This window comes from Pseudoalteromonas sp. KAN5 (assembly GCF_022846535.1).
Taxonomy (GTDB): Bacteria; Pseudomonadota; Gammaproteobacteria; order Enterobacterales; family Alteromonadaceae; genus Pseudoalteromonas; species Pseudoalteromonas haloplanktis.
On sequence record NZ_AP025589.1, the window covers coordinates 1,330,675 to 1,353,800 of the forward strand.

The 23,126-nt window shown below is 43.6% G+C and carries 15 protein-coding genes; 8 read left to right on the forward strand and 7 right to left on the reverse strand.

Going from position 1 to position 23,126, the window contains the following annotated elements; all coding sequences use genetic code 11:
* The first annotated feature begins 12 nt into the window (after positions 1 to 12).
* From KAN5_RS05860 to KAN5_RS05890, 7 genes are read left to right on the forward strand one after another with little or no spacing between them, the layout of a single operon-like run.
* On the forward strand, positions 13 to 618 hold the full coding sequence (locus KAN5_RS05860) for a hypothetical protein (RefSeq protein ID WP_244390715.1): 606 nt from the start codon (positions 13 to 15) through the stop codon (positions 616 to 618).
* Positions 618 to 1,208, forward strand: a complete 591-nt coding sequence (locus KAN5_RS05865; protein ID WP_244390716.1) for a hypothetical protein — start codon at positions 618 to 620, stop codon at positions 1,206 to 1,208. The genes KAN5_RS05860 and KAN5_RS05865 overlap by 1 nt, the downstream gene beginning before the upstream one ends.
* The gene (locus KAN5_RS05870) at positions 1,192 to 1,602 is read left to right on the forward strand and encodes a hypothetical protein (RefSeq protein ID WP_016709739.1); all 411 of its coding nucleotides are present in this window, start codon (positions 1,192 to 1,194) and stop codon (positions 1,600 to 1,602) included. The genes KAN5_RS05865 and KAN5_RS05870 overlap by 17 nt, the downstream gene beginning before the upstream one ends.
* Positions 1,595 to 10,255, forward strand: coding sequence for a hypothetical protein (locus tag KAN5_RS05875; protein ID WP_244390717.1), 8,661 nt, complete (start codon positions 1,595 to 1,597; stop codon positions 10,253 to 10,255). The genes KAN5_RS05870 and KAN5_RS05875 overlap by 8 nt, the downstream gene beginning before the upstream one ends.
* 27 nt (positions 10,256 to 10,282) lie before the next feature.
* The gene (locus KAN5_RS05880) at positions 10,283 to 13,165 is read left to right on the forward strand and encodes a hypothetical protein (protein ID WP_244390718.1); all 2,883 of its coding nucleotides are present in this window, start codon (positions 10,283 to 10,285) and stop codon (positions 13,163 to 13,165) included.
* Positions 13,155 to 13,805 carry a hypothetical protein gene (locus KAN5_RS05885; protein ID WP_244390719.1) on the forward strand — a complete coding sequence of 217 codons (651 nt, stop codon included), beginning with the start codon at positions 13,155 to 13,157 and terminating at the stop codon, positions 13,803 to 13,805. Before KAN5_RS05880 ends, KAN5_RS05885 begins: the two co-directional genes overlap by 11 nt.
* Before the next feature lie 38 nt (positions 13,806 to 13,843).
* On the forward strand, positions 13,844 to 14,188 hold the full coding sequence (locus tag KAN5_RS05890; RefSeq protein WP_244390720.1) for a hypothetical protein: 345 nt from the start codon (positions 13,844 to 13,846) through the stop codon (positions 14,186 to 14,188).
* Between the two features lie 522 nt (positions 14,189 to 14,710).
* Here KAN5_RS05890 and KAN5_RS05895 read toward each other — a convergent pair.
* The 4 genes from KAN5_RS05895 to KAN5_RS05910 all read right to left on the reverse strand — a co-directional run bounded on the left by KAN5_RS05895 (position 14,711) and on the right by KAN5_RS05910 (position 17,107).
* Positions 14,711 to 15,085, reverse strand: a complete 375-nt coding sequence (locus KAN5_RS05895; protein ID WP_244390721.1) for a hypothetical protein — start codon at positions 15,083 to 15,085, stop codon at positions 14,711 to 14,713.
* Between the two features lie 196 nt (positions 15,086 to 15,281).
* Positions 15,282 to 15,854 carry a tRNA-(ms[2]io[6]A)-hydroxylase gene (locus KAN5_RS05900; protein ID WP_016709733.1) on the reverse strand — a complete coding sequence of 191 codons (573 nt, stop codon included), beginning with the start codon at positions 15,852 to 15,854 and terminating at the stop codon, positions 15,282 to 15,284.
* Between the two features lie 122 nt (positions 15,855 to 15,976).
* Positions 15,977 to 16,609 carry a sulfotransferase family protein gene (locus KAN5_RS05905; protein ID WP_016709732.1) on the reverse strand — a complete coding sequence of 211 codons (633 nt, stop codon included), beginning with the start codon at positions 16,607 to 16,609 and terminating at the stop codon, positions 15,977 to 15,979.
* A 123-nt stretch (positions 16,610 to 16,732) separates the two neighbouring features.
* On the reverse strand, positions 16,733 to 17,107 hold the full coding sequence (locus tag KAN5_RS05910; protein WP_016709731.1) for an MAPEG family protein: 375 nt from the start codon (positions 17,105 to 17,107) through the stop codon (positions 16,733 to 16,735).
* A gap of 145 nt (positions 17,108 to 17,252) precedes the next feature.
* Here KAN5_RS05910 and KAN5_RS05915 point away from each other — a divergent pair, with 145 nt between their 5' ends.
* Positions 17,253 to 18,611, forward strand: coding sequence for a DUF2254 domain-containing protein (locus KAN5_RS05915; protein WP_244390722.1), 1,359 nt, complete (start codon positions 17,253 to 17,255; stop codon positions 18,609 to 18,611).
* Between the two features lie 4 nt (positions 18,612 to 18,615).
* Here the strand turns inward: KAN5_RS05915 and KAN5_RS05920 are convergent, their stop codons facing one another.
* The 3 genes from KAN5_RS05920 to ggt all read right to left on the reverse strand — a co-directional run bounded on the left by KAN5_RS05920 (position 18,616) and on the right by ggt (position 23,083).
* Positions 18,616 to 19,329, reverse strand: a complete 714-nt coding sequence (locus KAN5_RS05920; RefSeq protein WP_244390723.1) for an SIMPL domain-containing protein — start codon at positions 19,327 to 19,329, stop codon at positions 18,616 to 18,618.
* 107 nt (positions 19,330 to 19,436) lie between these two features.
* Complete coding sequence (locus tag KAN5_RS05925; protein ID WP_244390724.1) at positions 19,437 to 21,131, reverse strand: NAD-dependent malic enzyme; 1,695 nt, start codon at positions 21,129 to 21,131, stop codon at positions 19,437 to 19,439.
* A gap of 161 nt (positions 21,132 to 21,292) precedes the next feature.
* The gene (ggt, locus tag KAN5_RS05930; protein ID WP_244390725.1) at positions 21,293 to 23,083 is read right to left on the reverse strand and encodes a gamma-glutamyltransferase; all 1,791 of its coding nucleotides are present in this window, start codon (positions 23,081 to 23,083) and stop codon (positions 21,293 to 21,295) included.
* Positions 23,084 to 23,126 lie beyond the last annotated feature (43 nt).

Here is a 23,126-nt window from a genome sequence, read left to right on the forward strand (position 1 = left end):
AACTTGGTAACGATGCAACCACTCCCCCTACCCAAACGGCCTAAACTCTCTAACTTTACGTTAGTACCTAATAGCCAAATACATTTAAATAAAGCCAATAACGCGACCGAGGTTTACGACCTTGAAGGTGCGTATTGGGAGTTTGAAATAGAGCTTGCCAATGTGCCTGAGCGTGATGCGTTGGCCCTTGATGGTTTTATTGCCAGCCTGCGCGGCCAAGTGGGCACCTTTACTTTAGTTGATTACCGCCGTGAGCAACTTGATAAAGATTTTGTGGGCTATGTACGGGGTGAAAACCAAGACGGTAATATTTTAACTGTTGATGGCCTACCCGCTAACCAAACCTTGCTGGTTGTTGGCGAACGTATGCAAGTAGGTGTTGGCCAAAACACCGAACTCAAAGTATTAACCCAAGACTTAGTGACGGACTCACTTGGCCGCGCCACAGTAATATTTGAATCCCCACTGCGTAAAATACCTGCAGACAACACCCTAATTACTTTTAAACAACCAGTTGGTTTATTCCGCCTTGCTGATAACAAGCAAGGGCTTGCCAGTGCCCAGTATAAAAACGGCATTGTAACCAGCTGGAAAATTAAAGGACGGGAGGCGTTTTAATGGAAAGCCTAAACGCCGCCCTGCTTGCTGATTTAGCCACCAGTGGCCGTGCTCGCTTTTTTGTACGCCTGGCGTTTAAAAGCGGCGATGTACTTTTACACACTGGGGTTGGTGAGCGCCGCTTTGCTAATTTAACCTGGTACGGCGTAGGCATGCTTGGCACCGTGAGTGAAATACCCGCCAACGATAAAAACGACAGCGCCCGTATACGTTTAACCCTGCATACCCAAGACCAGGCTGTATTAGCTGAGGTAGCCGAAAACGACCCCATTAGCCAGGGCTGTGAAATTTACTTGGTAACCGTTGATGAGCATTACCGCGTTAGCCAAAGTCAGCTACTTGAAAGCGGCTACATTGTGGCGTGTGACGTAGAGCGCGGCGATGTATCGCAAATTCAGCTTAGCGTTGCAGGTGAAAGCGAGCGCTGGAAAGAAGCCCGTTTAAATCAACGTTGGAACGACGCCACCCAAAAATCACTTTACCCGGGTGATGTATTTTTTAGTGAACAAACCACCGCGAACAAACAAAACCTACCCGATACACAACCTGGTAACTACATAGGAGGCAACCGCAATGAACGTCGCCGCTAAGCTTGCTGCTTTTATAAACCAACGTAACTGTGAACCGTTTAAATGGGGCAAAAATGATTGTTGCCTTTTAGTCGCTGATTGGGTGTTGTTTGCAACCGGTAACGATGTAGCTGCCGATTTTAGGGGTAAATACCGCACTGAAAGTGGTGCGTTTAAACAACTATTTAAACGTGGTTTAAACGATGTTGAAAGCGTGTTTAAAGAGCGTTTAAACCCAGCGATAGCGCTTAGTTACGCCCGCCGAGGTGATTTGGCGTTAGTTGAATTTAAAGGTGAGCTTGTGGGCGGCATAGTCACTGTTAACGCAGTAGTGTGCGTGGGTGAATACGGTTTAGTTACTTTGCCCATGACTGCTGTAAAAGCGGTGTACCCTTTGGAGCCGCGTAATGTCTAAGGTTGTTGATGCTGTTGTTGATACGGGCGGCGATATATTTGGCCTAGGCCGCAGTGTATTTGATAAAACTGTGGGCGCTTTATGGGATTCACTCTCCCCTGACCTGCCCGAAAATGATTTAGCCACCCTTGGCCAAGGCTTACAAAAAGGCATAGACCAACCCCGCCGTATTACCTTTGGCCGCGACTTAGTGGGCGGTGTTATTGCCCACCAAGCTGAGGTTGAAAAGAACGATAAAAAATGGATGCAGTTAATTGTTTTAATTAACGGCGCGCCCATTGATGCGCTCGAAGAAATCTATATTGCTGATAAAAAGCTAAGCGAATACCCAAGTGAAAGCTGGGATTATGAGTTAAGCGATGGCCGCCAAACTACTGCCAACGCTAAAGCGGTGGCTAAAATGGCGGGCTGGACGAGCGAACACGTTGGCTTTGGCCAAAGTTATATATTTATTGAAATTGAAAATAATCGCGAAGTGTTTGAAGACGGCATTGGCGATATGGGATTTTTAATACGCGGTGCTAGAGTGTGGGACCCACGCGATACAGCCCAAGACCCTGACGATGAAAGTACCTGGCTTTGGACACAAAACGCTGTGTTATGTGCCCTGCACTATGTGCGGTTTTATGGCGCGTATGAGGTGCCGTTTAGCCGTTTGCCAATGCAGTGGTGGATTGCAGCCATTAACGTATGTGATGAAGACGCAGAGTTTACCGACGCTCAGGGCGTTGTTACGACTGAGCCGCGCTACACAACCAATGGCAGCTTTACCTTTAGCACCAAACCAAGTGAGGTGTTAAACCAGTTAGAGGCCTGCTTTGCGGGTAAAATTTTTAGACAAATGGGCCAGTGGTATGTACGTGTTGGTGCCTGGTATGGCAACCCAACGTACACAATTAACCAGGATGATGTACACGGCAATATTAAAATTAAATGGCATGCTGATTTACGCGACCGCGCCAATGTTGTTAGAGCCACATTTACAGACCCTGAGCAAAACTACGACCGTACAGACGCCCCGCCCGTTGTGTCTGCTGGGTATCAAACCATTGATAATCAGGTATTAGAAAAGTCGATTTCTCTGCCATTTGTACGCAGTAGCACCACAGCGCAGCGCTTAGCAACAATCCACTTAGAACAAACCCGCCTTGGTGAGATAGAGCTACCCCTTAAACATAAAGGCTTAGCGGCTGCCGTTGGCCGTACTGTGCTTTTAAACTTACCCCGCGAGTCGATTAACAATAAAATTTACCGTGTAACCGAGCGCCGCTTTAGATTAGACGGCGGCGTGACCTTGATGTGTGTTGAAGATGGCCCCGATTTATGGGCTGATAACATAATTCCTGGTGCGCAAGATTTAACCCCCAACAGTGACTATTTGGTGGGTAAACCTCAGCCTGTTTTTGATGTACGGGTAACAATAGACGGTGACGGTAACGGCATAATCAAATGGAACCACCCGACCCCGCTTGCAGTAAACGAATACGATGTTGAGTTTATTAATACTGCGGCTAACGAGCCGGTATTTAAAACCTCTGTTACGTATACGCAAGTTGTAATACCTAATTTGCAGTTAGGTGAGTACACCGCGCGTATTAGCGCTAAAAACATATTTGGCCAACGCTCACAGCTTGTTGCTGTGCAATTTAGTGTACTCACCCCGACCTTACCGACTGTGTATGTAACGGCGGATTACAACCAAATTACGTTGACCGCTGAGATTGCTGCAGCTGGCATTGGCACCGCGTTTGAGTGGGAGTTTTTGGGCACTGCAGCACAACCGCAAAGCGGCGAACGTGTGCTAGCACAAATTTATAACCGCATTGGTTTAAAAAGCGAAACTGAGTATAAATTTAGAGTGCGCAGCGTTAATCACTTGGGCGCAAGTGACTGGGTTAATGTGTCGGCAACCACCACAACAGTCGATTTAACCGAGTACATTAATGAATTACCGCTCACTAAATTAAGCGAAGACGCCCAAACCCTTATTGCAGACATAAACGCTCAAGTTGATCGCCTGCGCCCTGAAACCGAAAACAACTTACCGTCTTTAATCGCACAAAACATTGATGCTATCACGGGGCTTAGCACTAAAGTTGAAGTACTCGACACAGAGAACCCCAACGGTATACCGTTTAAGATTGATAAGCTTGAAAATATTGTTGAAGTACTCGACGCAGAGAACCCCAACGGTATCCCGATTAAGATTGATCAGCTTGTTGATATTGTGGATGTTATTAACGCTGAAAATCCAAACAACTTACAACAGCAACTAGCTGACTCAAACAGCAAGATAAATGATTTAGAGCGTGTTACCGAGGTATTAAACGAATCAAATCAAAACAGCTTACCCGCACTGATTAAAATCAATAATATTGCGATTGAGCAGCAGCGGTTAGAGCAACAAAACCTCGGCTTAAGTTTATTAAACGTAACCAGTGCATACACAAACTGGCGTAGCGAGTACGAACGCCGCACGTTTAATAACGAGCGTTTAATTGATGCCGCCGTGTATGTTGATCCGGATACGGGCACCATCGTTAACCGCGCCTATGCCATTGCCGAAGAAAGTTTTAATAGCGCCGCGCTAATGATTGAGGGTGTGAATAGTAAAATTACGCTGGCGTCACAACAAATTACTCAGTCTCAAAACCGCATAAGCAAAGCCGAGGCGCAGCTTATTGTACAAGCCGCGCAAATAAATCAAAAAGCCACCTTTGCTGAGGTTGAGGGGCAAATAGCCGGTGCATTAGCGGCACTGCAACCAGCCTATAGCTGGCAATTTAATACAAGTGATGAAGGGTTTGATCCGGATAGCCATAACGCAACCGGCTACATCGTGGCCACCGCCCAGATTAGTAGCCCCATCATTAGCTATAACGCGGATGAAAACCCCATGTTTCGCCTGCGCGTTCGTAAACATGTGGGCACAACCTGGCGCGGCGATATTAAATTTAATGGTGGGTCCACTGCCCTACATTTGCCTGAACCTACAAGTAATGATTTTGAGACCTTAACCCTCGATGCCACAGGCACAGCAGGCTATACAGGCACCATTACCAGCTTAGAGTTTGACTTAGGGCCGTGTGATATTGATTTTATCGAGGTTGGTAAACGCGGCGCAAATGATTTAGCCCTTGCTGATATAACCGCCCGCACCACAGAGCTTGAGCAAGACATTAATGCGGCCACAGGTATTATGGCTCAGTATGCCACAACGGCTTGGGTTAACGCACTGGGCTATCAAACACAAAGCAACGTTCAAACGCTGATTGACTCGTTTAATACTCAGTATAGCATTGCAGCTACTCTGCAAGAGTTTAACGACCAAGACATCATAGTAAAAGCTAACGCAGCGCAAACGTGGATCGACGGTGCAAACGCCACGATTCGCGACCAAGTTACCAGCATTTTAAACAGTGACGATGGCGTAAACCAACGTATTAGCACAGCTGAACAAACAATAGATGCCATTGCAGGTGAAATTAGCCAAAGCGTTACCCAAGTCAGCGGTTTAGAGCTTGATGTAAAAGAGCTGGGCTTAAATGAGGTTATTGCCGCATACAACAAAATGCAGCAAGACCAGGAACTGGCCGAGCAAAGCTTTAGCTTATCTGTAGCTAACCAAAAGCTTACTGCAGTAAGTAACGATGTTGAATCACTGGCAACGCAAACGCTCGAACTTGCTGGCTTATACGGCCAAAACGCCGCGTTTTTAACAAGCCTAAATCAAGCATTTGCAAACGAGCGTACAGCGCGTTCAAGCTCTGAACGTGAATTAAGAGCTGAAATAACCCGCGAAGGTACGCGCTCTGTTGCTCAAGCCAACGAACGGGTTGATGCCATTGTTGGTTACTGCGTAGATGCAGAGGGTAATAAAGTTGATGAAGTTGACGCCCTAGCATGTATTGCCGCTGGCCATGAATGGGTTGATGGCCCCCTTGTACAGTTAATTAACGACTACACCACCGTTTTTGTTAATAGCAAAGCCTATCAAACAGCGGCAAATGTTCAGCAGTTCATTAGCACGTTTGACGGTGAATACAACATAACAGCGACTATCCAGCAGATTAACGATGAGGGCATAATCACCGCCGCCAAAGAGGCGCAGCAGTGGATTAACGCAGCGGATGGCACCATCGAAAACTTGATCACCCAGTTTGTTGATAAACCAAACGGTATTAACGACAACATTTCATTTGCGTATGATTTAATACAAGCCAATGCCGATGATCTAACTGTTACGGCCAACGCACAGCAGCAACTATCATTACGAATGGGCAGCGCTGAGGCTGATTTAAATCGCCTTGATGAATTGGTGATCACCGAGCAGCAAGCCCGTGCAACGCTAGGCAGTCAATTACGCATTGAATTTCAAACGCAAGATTTAGCCATGCTTGCCACAGCGAATGAATTTACTCGGGCAGTAACCGGCTATTGTGTTGATGAAAACGGCGAACGTGTCGATGAAGACGATGCCGTTGCATGTGAGGCGGTAGGACATACCTGGATTGACGGCCCCGCCGTGCAACGCGCCGTTGAAATTGGTGCTGCATGGGTAACGCTGCAGGGCTATCAAACGCAAAGTAACGTTCAAACACTGATAGACACGTTTAATACTCAATACAGCATAACAGCCACGCTGCAAGAGTTTAACGACCAAGACATCATAGTAAAAGCTAACGCAGCGCAAACGTGGATCGACGGTGCAAACGCCACGATTCGCGACCAAGTTACCAGCATTTTAAACAGTGACGATGGCGTAAACCAACGTATTAGCACAGCTGAACAAACAATAGATGCCATTGCAGGTGAAATTAGCCAAAGCGTTACCCAAGTCAGCGGTTTAGAGCTTGATGTAAAAGAGCTGGGCTTAAATGAGGTTATTGCCGCATACAACAAAATGCAGCAAGACCAGGAACTGGCCGAGCAAAGCTTTAGCTTATCTGTAGCTAACCAAAAGCTTACTGCAGTAAGTAACGATGTTGAATCACTGGCAACGCAAACGCTCGAACTTGCTGGCTTATACGGCCAAAACGCCGCGTTTTTAACAAGCCTAAATCAAGCATTTGCAAACGAGCGTACAGCGCGTTCAAGCTCTGAACGTGAGCTGCGAGCCGAAATAACCCGCGAAGGTACGCGCTCTGTTGCTCAAGCCAACGAACGGGTTGATGCCATTGTTGGTTACTGCGTAGATGCAGAGGGTAATAAAGTTGATGAAGTTGACGCCCTAGCATGTATTGCCGCTGGCCATGAATGGGTTGATGGCCCCCTTGTACAGTTAATTAACGATTACACCACCGTTTTTGTTAATAGCAAAGGCTATCAAACCGCCGCCAATGTACAGCAGTTCATTAGCACGTTTGACGGTGAATACAACATAACAGCGACTATCCAGCAGATTAACGATGAGGGCATAATCACCGCCGCTAAAGAAGCGCAGCAGTGGATTAACGCGGCTGAGGGTACCATTGAAAACCTGATCACCCAGTTTGTTGATAAACCCAATGGTATTAACGACAACATTTCATTTGCGTACGATTTAATACAAGCCAATGCAGACGATATAACCGTTACAGCCAACGCACAGCAGCAACTATCATTACGAATGGGCAGCGCTGAGGCTGATTTAAATCGCCTTGATGAATTGGTGATCACCGAGCAGCAAGCCCGTGCAACGCTAGGCAGTCAATTACGCATTGAATTTCAAACGCAAGATTTAGCCATGCTTGCCACAGCGAATGAATTTACTCGGGCAGTAACCGGCTATTGTGTTGATGAAAACGGCGAACGTGTCGATGAAGACGATGCCGTTGCATGTGAGGCGGCAGGACATACCTGGATTGACGGACCAGCCGTGCAACGCGCCGTTGAAATTGGTGCTGCATGGGTAACGCTGCAGGGCTATCAAACGCAAAGTAATGTACAAACGCTGATAGACACGTTTAATACTCAATACAGCATAACAGCCACGCTGCAAGAGTTTGACGACAACGAAACGTTAACTAAAGCCAATAATGCTCAGCAGTTTATTAACGGCGCTGAGCTTTATATTGCCGACCGCATTACAGCCTATAACGCCGCTGAGGGTGGCGTTGATGCCAAATTTACAGATGTGCAGCAACGCTTAGATGCGGCCGAGGGCGCGGTAACAACGAGCATTGTACAAATACAAGGCTTAGAGCTTGAGCAGCAAGCACAGGGCTTAAATGACGTTGTTGCCGCGTATAACAAAATGATGCAAGACCAGGACTTGGCAACGCTCAATGTTAAAGCGTCACTTGCTAACGAAAAGCTGCAAGCACAAACAACAGACCTTGAAAGTTTGGCTCAACAACAGCTTGAGTTAGCAGCCATTTTTAACAACAGCAACGCAATTATTACGTCACTAAACAAGGCGGTAGCTAATCAATATCAATCAAGCGTAGTACGTGATCAGCGTTATCAAGCCACGTTTGATAACGTAACCGCTCGTTTTAGTGATGTAACCACAGCTATTGCCACCATTGATGAAGCCAACACCCTGCGTGATGTTGAGTTTGAATCGTTTGTTGCAGACACAATCGCCAGCTTTGACGAAGTAAGCGAAACATTCGCAAGCCAAAACCAAGCGTTTAGCACGTTACAACAAACGCTTACCAGCAAAATCGAAACGGACACAGAGGCTGCTAAAACAGAGGCTATATCTAAAGCGCAAGAGTACACCCGTACTGCCGTGGGTTACTGCTTAGATGCCCAAGGCCAAATCACCAGCGAAAATGACGCGGTGCAATGTGTTGCCGATGGTGGCTCTTGGGTGAATGGCCCATTGGCTGAATTTATCGCAAACATGCAGATCAGCGACGGTGAAAACAACGCCAGCATTAAACAGCTACGTCAACTGTTTACCACGGTTGATGGCAAGCTCGTTGCTCGCGGTGGCTGGACGTTGGATAACAATGGCCGTGTAACGGGTATTGCGGGCTATAACGACGGTGAAATTGCCAGCCTTGATTTAGTGGGTGATGTTATCCGCCAAGGCGTGATGGTGGGTGACACGTTTGTTCCCACGTCCTATGTTGATAACTCTGATCCGTTAAACCCAGTACACATATTTAAAGGCCGTTTAGTACTTGGTGATGGGCACCAAGTTAGCTCACTAGATGACATTAAAGCCCAAGATGGCGCGGATGGTAGAGACGGTGTTGATGGTCAGGATGGCGTTGACGGTGCCACTGGCCCGCAAGGTATTCAGGGGCCAAAAGGCGATGACGGTTTAACTACGTACACATGGTTAAAATATGCTGATAATGCCAGTGGTGCGGGGCTTAGTAACTCCCCCACCAACAAAGAGTATATTGGCTTTGCTTACAATAAAACCACGGCCACAGAGTCAACCAACCCCGCTGATTACACATGGTCAAAAATTAAAGGTGAAGATGGCGCTAATGGTAACGACGGTGTGCCTGGTGCCAAAGGCGCTGACGGCAAAACGACCTACACTTGGATTGCATACAGCGACAACGCCAACGGTTCTGGCATGTATCAAACCCCTAACAGCAACACTAAATACATAGGTATTGCGGTAAATAAAATCACGGCTACAGAGTCAACCAACCCAGCTAATTACACATGGTCATTATTTAAAGGGGCAGATGGTCAAAACGGTGCGACTGGACCACAAGGCCCAAGAGGATACACAGGGTTAACGGGTGCAAATGGTAGCCGTGGCGCTGGCCGCTACACCATAGGCAATACAAATGGTACATGGTATGACGGTACAGCTAACAGCGCGGTACCAAGTGGTATACCCGTTATTGACGATATTGTTACTATTTATAAAAACAGTGACCCAACGGTTGAAACTACCAAAAAATACAATGGATCAACGTGGGTTGGTTATACGCTGTTAGTCAATGGTAACGCGTTTATCAAAGGCTCTGTGGATGGGGATTCTTTTAAAGCGGGAACTAAAATCACATCACCAATAATTATGGGTGGTGAGGTAGTAATCACAGAGCCGAGTTCAAATTATTTGGATATTGTTGGACGCTCCACACCGTTCGGGCCAAGCACCGATTTAATATCCTGGTACGGGCCAAAAATAAACGGCGTCACTTGGAACGCTACAACACAAGAGCCAATTTACTCAGGCATGAGTAAGAGCAACGCAGTTAGCTATAAAACCAACACCGGCAGCTTTTATTTTGGGGGCACGTTTCAGGCGGGCACGCTATCTATATCTCGACAAGCGACGAATACAACAGGTGCGCTTAGCGTACTAACAGGCCCCTTCACAATACCTGGCGGCACCACATCAATAACTATTGCGGCAAGCGTCTCGGCCACCGGCAGTGGCTTTGGCAGTGGCACCTGCCCTGCAGCGCCATATAAACCCAATTCCGTCATAACTATAGAACGGTTAGTTGGAAGCACGTGGCAATCACTAGCGGGTAATAATGCTGCGGGTACAGCTCATTGTTCGCAAGAAGGACCAGAGATGATTATTACAGTCTCTGCGGGAGCATCTACAAATACGAGTTTGGCCGTCACTGCAGGTCAGCCATTACAGCTTAGGGCAGTAGCGAATACCGTGGCATTTCCGTACGCCGAAGGTAGCACAACAATATCAGGCTCACGCTCTGTATCTATTGTCGTGACAGGTAGTAACTAAATTAATTTAATCAACGAGGACTAAACCATGGCAGCATTTACAGCCAGTCAAGCCAGCGTGACCAACGGCTTTAAAGTGGTCACAATCAACAGCGGTGAAAGTATCGCTAATATTAGACAGGGTGATTTTTTATTCTTAGCAGGGTTTTTAGTTGAGATAAATCGCGGTTATGTTGGTTCATCCAATCAGCAATACATAGAGCTGGTTAAAAACTGGGCTAACAGTAACCAGTCAAGCCAACCCGCCACGGTTATTCCCACCACCGGTGATTTTAGGGCCGCCGTGGATGCTATTAACAACGCCAATAAAAACGTCAATGACAACTTTGTGGCCATGCAAAACTGGCAAACGGATATGGGTACCGTCACGTTCACTAATCAAGACGGCACCACAACAACGGTTAAAACGTTAAAGCAAATTGAAGCTGACAACGCCGCACAGATGGATGCATACCATCCTTATCCGTGGGCAATGCGTAAAGTCGAGTTTGAAGCCCGCCGCGCTGCGAACAATGAAAAGTTTGCTGCAAGTGGGTTTGTGCATTTTGGTAAGCATGGTGGTGGTACTGCTTTCTCTATTGTAAATGAGGGGGTAATGACCAGCGGTTCTTCGGGGATATCTCTGGATGGTCAAATAGGACTAGGGATGGGGAGTGGCTACACAGGGGTAGTTTCAGGCAAGAGTAAAAGTTACCCATCAATAATCCATATTGCTGGGTGTATGACTATCTTGGAGAGCCTAAAAACGGATGCCTATGGTGTTAGGGTGCTACTTCCCGAAGCCGAAGATGGTACACGTACTTATGACAGCGCTACAGGAATTAGTGTTACACATGCCACTGCCGCAATCGCGTTTGCCAGTGAAACTGAAACTAATAAGGTTGTGACTAACCGCGTTGATATGTGTGGCTTTGAAGCGTTCTTGCGTGAGATTAACGATGCTGACCCGTTTGTTTACAAGTACGGATTAATCCAAAGCCAAGCAACGGATATTAATGGCGTTGCTACAGGTTTAATTAGCAGTTTACGCCCTAATTCTTATTTTGCATGGTACGAAGGGGATGCTTCGAGCCGTGGTAGAGGGATTAACTGGCAAACTGCGAGTGAAGCACAGCGCAGAGTAATCGTAAGTGACCCTGAGAATAATATCTACTTTGATGATGCTACGGGTAAATTTTACCAGTGGTGTGTTCGTGGGCGTAGTCTTGCTGGTGCTGGTAATGGGGATTGGCCTTTGATTGATAGTTATCTATTGCATGGGGGGTTTGATACTAAGTCTCGACTAAAGGTGCAAGGTGCAACAGATGATGATACAGCTTTTGAAGGAAACAGCTCCTTTAGCCATTACAGGGGATATTTAGGGACAAGCAATAAACTACCAACTGTAGGTGCTTTTACAGCACATGCAAATACTGCGGGCGCAAAAGCCGTTAACGGCGAATGCTACTTCTATGTTTGTGGTACAGTAAATCGCCTAAATACAGGACTATACCATCCTTCATTCAATCCATTAGGCGCTACTAAGGCTAGTGATGATAAAGACTGGTCACAAACAAGTGTTTCGTTTGTATCTAAAGCGGATTGTTTTGACTCGGCTAAATTACTGGCGGGTTCAGGCTCTATTGCAAGCGGTAAAAATGGTCGTCCTGATGGTCGTTACTACGACGCAATTTACGCCAGCGGCCAAGGCGGTGTATGTCGTGATATGCGTTACTCAGCGTGGGGTTTAACTCAAGAAGATTTTGCAGAGGCCGATTTAGCAATTAAGGCGGGTGAATATCGTGGGTTAGAACTACCCAAAATCAGTAAGGTTATTGATAATGAATATTGGTTAACATCTACCCACACCAACAAAACATCTAAATGGATAAATTATCAAGGGAGTCTTGTTTTATACATGGACACCTCCGATTTTGGAGTTATAAATGGTGATAGTATTATTGTTGTAGATCGTACAAAAGATCTAATCTTTAAATTACAAAAGATGTATGACAGTAACAATTCAACAGTTAAGTGCTTATTAAGTGATACCTTAGTCATTCAAGGTGAGTTTCCAGACGGAAGCGGTGCCCTATCTTCCGAGGTATATCTTATCCATGAGTCAAACTCTACCAGTTCTATAAGTGATGACTATTATCATACTGATGTGCAAGGCCCACCGTCAGAAATATTACTTTGTGATGATTTAAAAGATGGCTGGTGTGGTAGTTGGTTACCCGACTTGCCTGATGGCGCAAAGGGTGAGTTTCAGCTTACTAGACCGTATACGGGAACAGGCACAGATATTACTCGCACACATACGTTAAATAGTGGCGCAACGTGGTCTCAATCCACCACCAACATTGATAAGTCGGCAAAGAACACTATGACTTCTTTTGCAAATATGCCTGCAAATCAAGTAACTATTTGGCAGTATAAAACCAAAGCAAAAACGATGAATAATAGTATGAACTCGGACGTTTACGGGCCGTTAGGGGACATCTATTTTGGATCTCGATGCCTTGATATTGCGGGTCGTTCTTTTGCATTTGATTTAATTTCAAAGATACCCACCGACTCACAAAGTGATTTACTTACGTATGGCTCAATACCTTTATCTGGATTTTCAATATTTGATAATAAATTACTTTCAAGCCGAGGTGGTATGACTCACGACACCCTCCAATTAGTCTCTCCAAATAATGCTAGCCCTGCTTTCAAAGCCCTCAATTATAACGTTGTTGTAAACCAACAAGGCTTTATCAATTACGCTTACACCGAGCTTAAACATGACGGCACTGATTGGGGCGATGATAGCAAAATTCACATCGTAGATAATCAAAGCACAATGCTGGACGAAAACGGTAACACTGTTTTGGTCGGTACTGCGCGTTGTGTTGAACCATTGGGATGGATTAAAAATGACAAATAAACTCGATGCTATTTTAGATTTTATCGTCCTAGATGACGAGCAAGCCCCTGTTCTTAACGAACAGGGTTTACCAACCCTTAAGCAAGGGCCAATAGTAAAAGACTTGGCCCAGCTTATCGCTAAAGGCAAGGTTCAGCACATCGAACGTTTTGCCGAAATTGCAGCGCAAGGCGAACAATGGCAATGGGCGCGTGACTACTACGATTATTTGGTTGAGCTAAACCGAGTTAACGAGTACAACGCTAACGTGCCAGAGCCGGTGGCGAATGAAGATGGGAGTTTAACCGAGGTCGAGCCACGGCCAGAGCCAACAGCACCAGAGCGGCCAGCGCTTAAAACCGCGCTTGAAGTGCTAGAACCGTATGCCATTACTATCTTTAAGTTACGACGCCAAGCGGAGATTGATAACGCAAAAGTTACCACGGCCAGCGGCAAATGTTTTGATGCTGATGAAACCAGTATCACGCGCTTAGCCAATGCTTTAATAAAGCACTGGACGCTAGAACCCACGGACATTATTCCGTGGTCAACTGCGGACGTGGGAACAGGTGTAATGGTTGATTGCACAAAAGCCGAGATAATCGAAGCGCACCAGCTCGCCACAGATAACTTTGCTGCAACGTGGAAAATACCGAATTAACAACAAGGGGCTTTTTAGCCCCTTACTTTTGAGGTTAAATGATGATCACGATACTAAAAACACTAACAACACTACTCGGTTATGTGCTCTGCGGCTTGTTATTTATCGCCCCGTTTATCGTCCTGTCGTTATTTGCGTTATGCGGCAGTAATTGGGCGTTTAACAGTTTGTACAGCATAGATATAACTATCTGCAGCATTTGCCACGGCACACGGCTTGAGTCGATATCGGCGCGAAGTTACAGGCTAAGGGATGATCCACGCTATTACACTCAAATGCTGATCATCGACTGGTTAGCCAAACCGTTTGATGGTGACAACCACTGCAAACGCGCACATAAGTGGGAAAGTAAAGTTATTACAACATTTAATAGCAACGCTTAAATTTAAAAAGGGTTTAAACAGTGTTTAAACCCTTTCATCTTCAAAGCCACATTAAACACCATTCAAACAATGTTTAAATCAAAGCAGATTGACCTTAAACAAAGTAAAACAGCTTCTATTTAACATAATTCATATATTCTAAAATCTACCGTATTTTTTTCTAAATTCCTTCGGCGGCTTACAGTATTGTCGGTATTTCCCCGCTCAATGTTAAGTTGTTTATATCGCTATTAATCAGTTTTCCACTTGTGGCATCACTATTGGAACCCGACAATCAATAAGTAATTCAGAATTGACTACTGAATCTTGGGTGTATGATAACCCGAATGGTGATGGTAAGTTACTACAGTTCAGAATCTACGGCGCTGTGTAAAATCATAAATCGTGGGATGGTTTTTATTTTTGCTATGATGGTTATTTATCTGTGGTCACTACACGCTAAACATGGCTTTCAGCCATCGAGCTAACTCCCTAATTTAGTAAAGGTTAATATCATGAGCGCCCACAGCAAAACACCTTACTTCACTGACTTGCGACCAATTGAAACTCTTCTCGATTCTCTAAGTACTTTTTAAAGGTAATGCGAGCATGCCAAAGCTGTTCTTCAGATTGTGTTAGGTAAATTAATGGCCCTGAGGTTTCTTCTTTTGCTAAGTGCAGCAGCTTGCTGTATTCGCGGGCGTCTATTTTGCCATCGGCAAAATAAGATTCGGCAACATGAATAAACTCATGGTCGTTATAAACGTCCATGTGCCAAATAAGCGAACGATACATATTAGCTGTCACCTCGGCAGATGCTGTGGTTTTGTTAAACAGCTGAACTTCGCTGTAAATTGAATTTCCCGTGATTGCTATACCAACTAAAGATAAAGTTGTGAGTGTCATCATCCATTTCATGCTCAACGCCTCATCATTACGTATGAGTATAAGTATAGAAGATGAATATTACATTTGATGTTTATTTAATCAATTAAGCTGCTAACGGCTATTTTTATAATTAATGGGTCTTGTTTTTACAGGTAATATTATGGAATGAGCTATTTATTGTTCCTGCGTAACTTTTTACAAGAAAAACAATAAATAGCTGATTTTACTAATGAAGTGCAGCGGTAAAGGGAATACTCTGGCAAATCTCGGCTTCCGCTATGAGTATTTCTTCTAAGCGGGTATCTACGTCATTTTTATCAAAATATTCGTAGGCTAATTCAACGAAGAGGTTTTTATGTTTTTCTTCTGATTTAGCAATAGCGACATAAAAATCTTTCTCTTTTCCAGCTGGCAGTGCTTGTGCAACTAAAGAGAAACGTTCATGTCCCCTCGCCTCTATCACTGCGCCAACGAGTAGCCTATCCATTAAAAACTCGTCACGGCCATTTCTAAAAACAGCACGTATTTGTTTTACGTAGGGATCTTTTTGGTCGTTACCTAGGTTAACGTCGCGGTCAAGGAGTAGTTTTAGCACTTGCTTGAAATGAATCATTTCTTCTAGTGCTAAATCGGTCATTGCTTTAACAAGCTTTCGGCGATCAGGGTAATGAGACAGCATAGACATAGCCATGCCAGATGCTTTTTTTTCTGCCGCGGCATGATCCTGTAAAAAGGTATCAAAATCCGCTAGCACGGCTTCGGTCCACGAAAACGGTGTATGGTATTTTAATTCAAACATAATTATTTTACCTAAAAACTAATGGCGCGATTTTAACGTAATTGAATTGCAAAATCTTGTAGTTGAGGCAATTTAACTAGCTATGATGCCTATTATCTACAATGGTTCTGCTACATTTAGTTTTATGGGTATAATTGTTTATCAATTTTACCATTTGCTGTTGATGAAATTTTCAGAGGGTGCTTTATTGCATTCCAAGCTGTGACCTTGCCACCTATATTCATTTTTTCAAACTGAGTGAGTGTTGTGCCTATTTGTAAGAATGCACAAAGTGCTGCAAAGCTATGCTTATCCGCGATATCAATAGACAAAAAGTCTTCCGGACGATTTGAAAAATAACGCTGGGCAGTATCTTTGTGTTCATCATAGCATCGTTGTAAGTAATCATCAGTTTCAAGATCATGGCTCGAAAAGTCACCAAAGGTATTTAAATAACAGCGCTTAATGTGTGGGTTGAACCCCCCATCCTCTCGCGTTAGGTTTTTATGCATGCGCTGCAATAGTTGGCGGATTGACGGCAACCATTTATCAAACGCTCGTTCTAAATAAATAAACTTTGCGTGTGGGTAAAGCTTATCAAGTTGTTGATAGTCATTAAAAATGGGCGTGTCAGCTATCACTTGTGCATCGGAGAAGGTTTTTTGAATGTATGCCGTATGCGCACATCTAAAACCTAACTGTAGAAATGCATGACAAACACTGGTGGTTCCAGTTCGCGGCAAACCAATAATAAAAATTTTAGTTTTTGATTCCATAAGTGCTATTTATTGAGTCGGTTATCTTTTAAGTGTGAACCAAAAAGCCAGTGTGAGTAACAACAGTGGATAGCAATTATTCTGCTCATGCTCTTGTTCTGGCTTAGGATAAATAATTTAGTATTAAAAAAATCGACCTAATAGTAAAGCAAGCGCGCTTAGCGCTAATGTCGCAAACGTAGCTAACATACCAATGACTCTCAGCTTTAGGGTGTTGTCGTAAATGGCAATGCTATGACAAACGCGACCAAACACCAGTAACATCCCTAAAATATGGCAGTAGTGACTGCTTAGCCCTTGAAACTCTGCTAAAAATATTAATATTAGTGCAAAAGGCACGTATTCAATAAAGTTCCCATGCGCGCGTGTAGCCCTTAGTAACTGCGGGTTATCATCTGTGCCGAGTGAAATTTGATTAGATTTTCGCACTTTCACTACATTTATACTTAAATAAATATACATAAAAGCTAATACAGCTGCGTAGAAAGATATGATCACAAGAATAGTCCCCAATAGTTTTTACCATGATAACACAAGATTTATTCACGAATACCCAGCAGTCATGTTGATTTGTATGCTAACGTATTGTTTGTTTAACTTTCTAGGTTAACAGCCCTTAATTCACCAGATAAAAAGGATTGCCATGTTTACACCACGTAAAATTGCAGATAACTACCGAGAAATGATCAATAGTATTGGGTTTTACCCTTCAATGCTGGCTGTTGTATTTTTGTTGTTTGCGGTGTTCACTATGTCGATTGAATACACTGAAATAGTAAAAACGATAAAAAAATACTTGTCGGTTGTATTAGTGGATAGTGAAGAGAATGCGCGGACCATTTTAAGCACTTTGGCTGGCAGTATTATCTCGCTGACGGTGTTTAGCTTCTCTATGGTCATGATTGTATTAAATAGCGCCAGTGCAAGCTTGTCGCCTCGTGTTGTCCCTGGCCTTATTACTCGCAAGTCACATCAAATGGTGCTTGGGTTTTATTTGGGGAGTATAATTTATTCAATTATTATGCTGATCAACATCAAGCAGCTTGACGATAATACAGTGGCTATTCCGGCCCTTGGGGTTTTATTTTCGTTAATTTTTGGGCTGATCTCACTGGCACTGTTTGTGTATTTTATCCACTCAATTTCTAAAGCAATTCAAGTAGATAATGTGTTAAATGATTTATTTAAGCACACTAAAAATGTCATACAGCAAATTATTACGCGCCAGCAGCAACATAAAATTGATAACTTCCCTGATTTTGAGCATTGGTATTCTATCGGCAGTAGTACCGAAGGTTATTTTAAAGGGGCGCACAGCGATAAGTTATGTGCCATTTTGGCGGAACATAAGATTGAGTTATATATTGTGGTTAACCAAGGTTTTTTTACCGTTAAAGGTTACCCATTTTTAAAATGTAATCATGATTTAAGCCAAGATCCTGAACTACTCGAGAAGCTACTTAACTGTTTTATATTTTATATAGAAGAGTATATTAGCGACCATTATCGCTATGGGTTGACACAAATATCTGAAATAGCAGTTAAGGCAATGAGCCCAGGTATTAACGATCCTGGTACTGCGGTTAAAGCAATTGATATGCTGAGTATTTTACTGATTGAACGGTTAAAAATTAGTGATACTAATTACTCACTAAAACACAGTGATGGCTCACCATTATTGTATTTACACGAGACTTCATTTGATGAGCTGCTGCATGATAATTTCACCCCGATTCGTAATTACGCTAAAACCGATGGCTATGTAATGACCAATGTCTTAGAGGCGTTTAAAAACATACTGTTTATTGCCCATACAAATGACTCTGCAACCAAGAGTTTATTTAATTACTTAACGGCAATTGTTGATGATATAAACGAGCATATTAGTAATCAATATGACCGAAAAGAAGTGACTAATATGCTCAAAGCAATCGTTAGGATCAGCCCTGAACAAGGAGAGCAGTTGCTGGTGCGGTTTAAGCACCAGCATGAAAATAGCTAGTCGCTTATTTATCCTCAATTAAGTAAATCGCATAACTAGAAGCGCTAATTACTAACTCACCAGCATGGTAAGCGTCTGGCACAAAACTCCCCGATTCAGCGTCTACCATGTTGGCCATTTTGGCTCGCATATAAGGTTGTACATTCGTCTCTATTGGACTCATTGATGCACTGTATAGACCTTTAATTTTTACATCAAAGTCAGATGCAAACTCTTCGGCAGCACTTTTTGCATCTTTAATTGCCATTTTTTGTGCTTGCTGCTTTAATTCTTGAAATCTGCTAGATACAAATTGAGTTTGATTTATTTCGTTAATACCGCCACTGACCAAGTTTTGTAACAGCTGCGGGTATTTATCAATTTCTTTTAACGTCAAAGATAAACTGCGTGAGACTCTAAAACCAACAAATTCTTGTTTATTGGTTTCGCGATTGTATTGGTTTTCTCGATGAATGCTTATTTGCCCAGCGTTAATATCTTTGTCTAATACACCGGCTTGTTTTGCAAGTTTAATTGCTTTAGCCATGGTTGTATCTGCTTGTTGTTTTGCGGCCATAAGATCTTTATTCACCTCAACAATACCAACATCAAGCATAACATTATCAGCAGCGGTCGTAATTTTTGCTTGGCCTTGAATATAAATGTGTGGGGCATCTGGTGTACTGGCAGCAAATACATTGAAACTAAATGCTGCGGCTAACAATGGTAAATAACGCATAAATATCCTTAATAGTTTTAGTTTAGTTATTAGATACGGTACGCGGTTAATTTAAAATGAACAAGCCTAAAAAAACAGGCCGAAGCCTGTTTTTAATCATTCACACATTAAATGCTACAACGTTTGTAATTACGATATTTTGGTAACCAATAATTTTTATTGATTGCTGCCCATAACATGTCATCACTTATCTCTAGTGCTGCGCCCTCTTCGATGGCTTTTTTAGCAACGCCGAACGCAATGCGCTTACTCAATGTTTCAATTTCGGTGAGTGCTGGTAACAAGCTACCTTTACCTGTGTTTGCGCGTGGCGACGACTCCGCTAATATTTCGCTCGATACCATGAGCATTGCATCGGTAATGCGCGTCGCTTTTGCTGCGATCACACCTAAGCCAATACCAGGGAAAATATAGCTGTTATTACACTGCGGAATGACAAATGTCTCACCATTGTATACAACAGGTGCAAATGGACTGCCGGTAGCAACAATAGCACAGCCCTGAGTCCAATTAATTACGTCTTCAGGCAATGCTTCAACTTGTTTAGATGGGTTACTTAATGGGAAAATGATCGGTTGCGCGCAACTTGTGTGCATAGCACGAATAACTTGCTCAGTGAATAAACCGGGTTGCCCTGACACACCTATTAAAATATCAGGCTCACCGCAGTGCATTACATCAAGTAGTGAGGCGTATTCCCCGCTGTATGTCCAATCAGCTAACTTATCTGCTGGCTGTGCAAGTGCTTGTTGGAAATCACGTAATCCTTCCATACCTTGGGTTAACAAGCCAAAACGGTCAACCATAAATACTTGACTGCGTGCTTGTTCATCTGAAATACCTTCTGAGATCATTTGCGTAATGATTTGTTCAGCAATACCACAACCTGCAGAACCTGCTCCAACAAAAACTACTTTCTGCTCAGACAGCTTTACGTTCTTCACTCGACATGCAGCAAGTAAAGACCCAACCGTCACTGCGGCAGTTCCTTGGATATCATCATTAAAGCTACAAATTTCATCGCGATAGCGTTTTAATAATGGCATTGCATTCGGTTGAGCAAAATCTTCAAATTGTAATAACACATTTGGCCAACGGCGCTTAACGGCTTTAATGAATAGATCTAAAAATTCATCGTATTCATCTTGTGCAATACGTTTATGACGTGCGCCCATATACATAGGATCATTGAGTAATTTTTCGTTATTCGTACCCACATCTAACATCACTGGCAGCGTATACGCAGGGCTGATACCACCACATGCGGTGTACAATGATAATTTACCAATTGGGATCCCCATACCACCAATACCTTGGTCGCCAAGGCCAAGAATACGTTCACCATCGGTAACAACAATCACTTTTACTTTACCTTTGGTGGCATTACGTAAAATATCGTCAATCTGATAGCGATCTTCGTATGAAATAAATAGACCACGGGCACTGCGGTAAATATCTGAGAATTTCTCACAGGCATCCCCCACCGTTGGGGTATATATAATTGGCAACATCTCTTCAAGATGATCGCGTACTAAGCGATAATAAAGCGTTTCATTATTATCTTGAATCGCACGTAGATAAATGTGTTTGTTTAAATTGTCCTGAAAGCTTGAATATTGTTGGTAACAACGTTCAACTTGTTCTTCAATTGTTTCATAGCGAGGAGGCAGTAATCCTGCTAGGTTGAAACTTTCACGCTCTTTTTGTGTAAATGCGCTGCCTTTATTAAGTAGTGGTGTTTCAATCAGACCAGGGCCTGAATGGTGGATATAAAGATAATTTGGGTCTGTATTTGTAGTCATAAGTCCAAGCTTAACGATGTCTTTAAGTTGCGATCTGCCATTATTGCCGTTGCATATTAAAAAGCAATGACATTCAACCTTGTCAGACCATTAAAAGAAAACACTCGATGTGTGCTTAACACACGAATAAGTGGTAATTGTACATTAATTCACGACGTCTATTAAGGCTTATTAGCAGGCATTTCATGCTCTTTAAGCACAAAATTGTGCTCACTTAAAGCCACCCCTTCGCGACGCGGATCAGCAGCACCAAATAAGGTATCGTTAGTTACTTCAACGGCATGAAGTCCAGAGTTTAAATCGACTACTTTCACTGTGTGTCCACGTTTTTGTAGTTCAGGAACAATGGCTTCTAACGCAGTCCCTTTCTCTACGCTGGTGTAGCTATTACGGTTGGTTATTCTTGGTAAGTCGATTGCTTGTTGCGCAGTTAACTGCCAATCTAAGACGCCTATCACTACTTGCGCTACATAATTGATGATACGACTACCACCAGGAGAACCAACGACTAAGCGTAAGCTGCCATCTTGATTAAACACCATCACAGGTGACATGGAACTACGTGGGCGTTTTCCCGCTTCAACACGATTTGCTAATAATTTGCCATTTTTACGTGGTGATAATGCAAAATCGGTTAGTTGGTTATTTAGAATATAGCCGTTTACCATGACAGTTGAGCCAAATGCCATTTCTATTGAGCTGGTCATGGATACTGCATTACCTTCACTATCAACTATCGATACATGAGTGGTCGATGGTAATTCATAGGCGTCATCTTGTGCGTAACTAAGCTGTGGACGTGGTTGACCTGCAACGGCTTTTTCATCCCGTTCAGTGATCAGTTTTGCTCGTTGCTCTACATAGCGTTTATCAAGTAACTCGTGAGTGGGAATATCAGCAAAGTCAGGATCGCCCATATACACATTACGATCAGCAAACGCTAACCGTGACGCTTGGCTAAAGTAATGCAAAGCCTGCGCTGAATTAGGTTTAAACTGCCCCATGTTCTTATCTTCAAGTAGCGCTAGTATTTGTAAAACAGCGACACCACCGCTGCTAGGTGGTGCCATAGAGCACACTTTATAGGCATGATAAGGAGTGCACACGGCATCGCGTTGCTTACTTTGATAGTTGGCCAAATCAGTTAAGGCTAACGTGCCTGGTGCAACGGGTGAATGAGTAACAGCATTAACCATCTGCTTGGCGTTGTCGCCTTTATAAAAAGCATCAATTCCTTCAATGGCTATCCGTTTATATAAATCGGCTAGCGGTTGATTCTGCTTAATTGTACCTATCGCAAGTGGCTTGCCATCTGGAAAAAAATAATCACGGATCACCGGTAATTTAGTCACCCCTGGGTTTATTTGCTTGGCTAGTAACGCATGTAACCGTGGTGAAACTACAAACCCCTGTTCAGCAAGTTCAATGGCCGGTTTAAATAACTCAGCCCACGCAAGTTTGCCATATTGTTTATGAGCTTTAGCAAAGGCATGTAATAAACCAGGTACACCCACTGAGCGCCCCCCGACCACAGCTTCTATCCACGGTGCCGCGTTGCTATTTTTATCTAGAAATAATGTTTCATCAGCATGACTTGGGGCCGTTTCGCGACCATCGAAACTGGTCAGTCTATTGTCCTGTTTGTCATAATGCAGCATAAAAGTACCGCCACCAATTCCTGAGGATTGTGGCTCGACTAAAGTGAGTACAAGTTGCGTTGCTATTGCAGCATCTACAGCGCTACCACCTTGAGCAAGTATTGCTTGCCCTGCTTTTGCTGCATACGGATTTGCCGCAGCAACCATAAACTGTTTACCCGTTACCTGCTGTTTATATTGATGACCGGTTGCCGCTTCTGGTTCGCGAATTTCTCTCGGGGATTGGCTGGCTAAAATGGGTAAAGCAAGCAGCGTTAAACTAAAGGCAACACTACGCTGAAAAGGTAAAGACATAAAAAAGCCTGATTTGCATTGAGATATTTGGCATCTTAAAGTT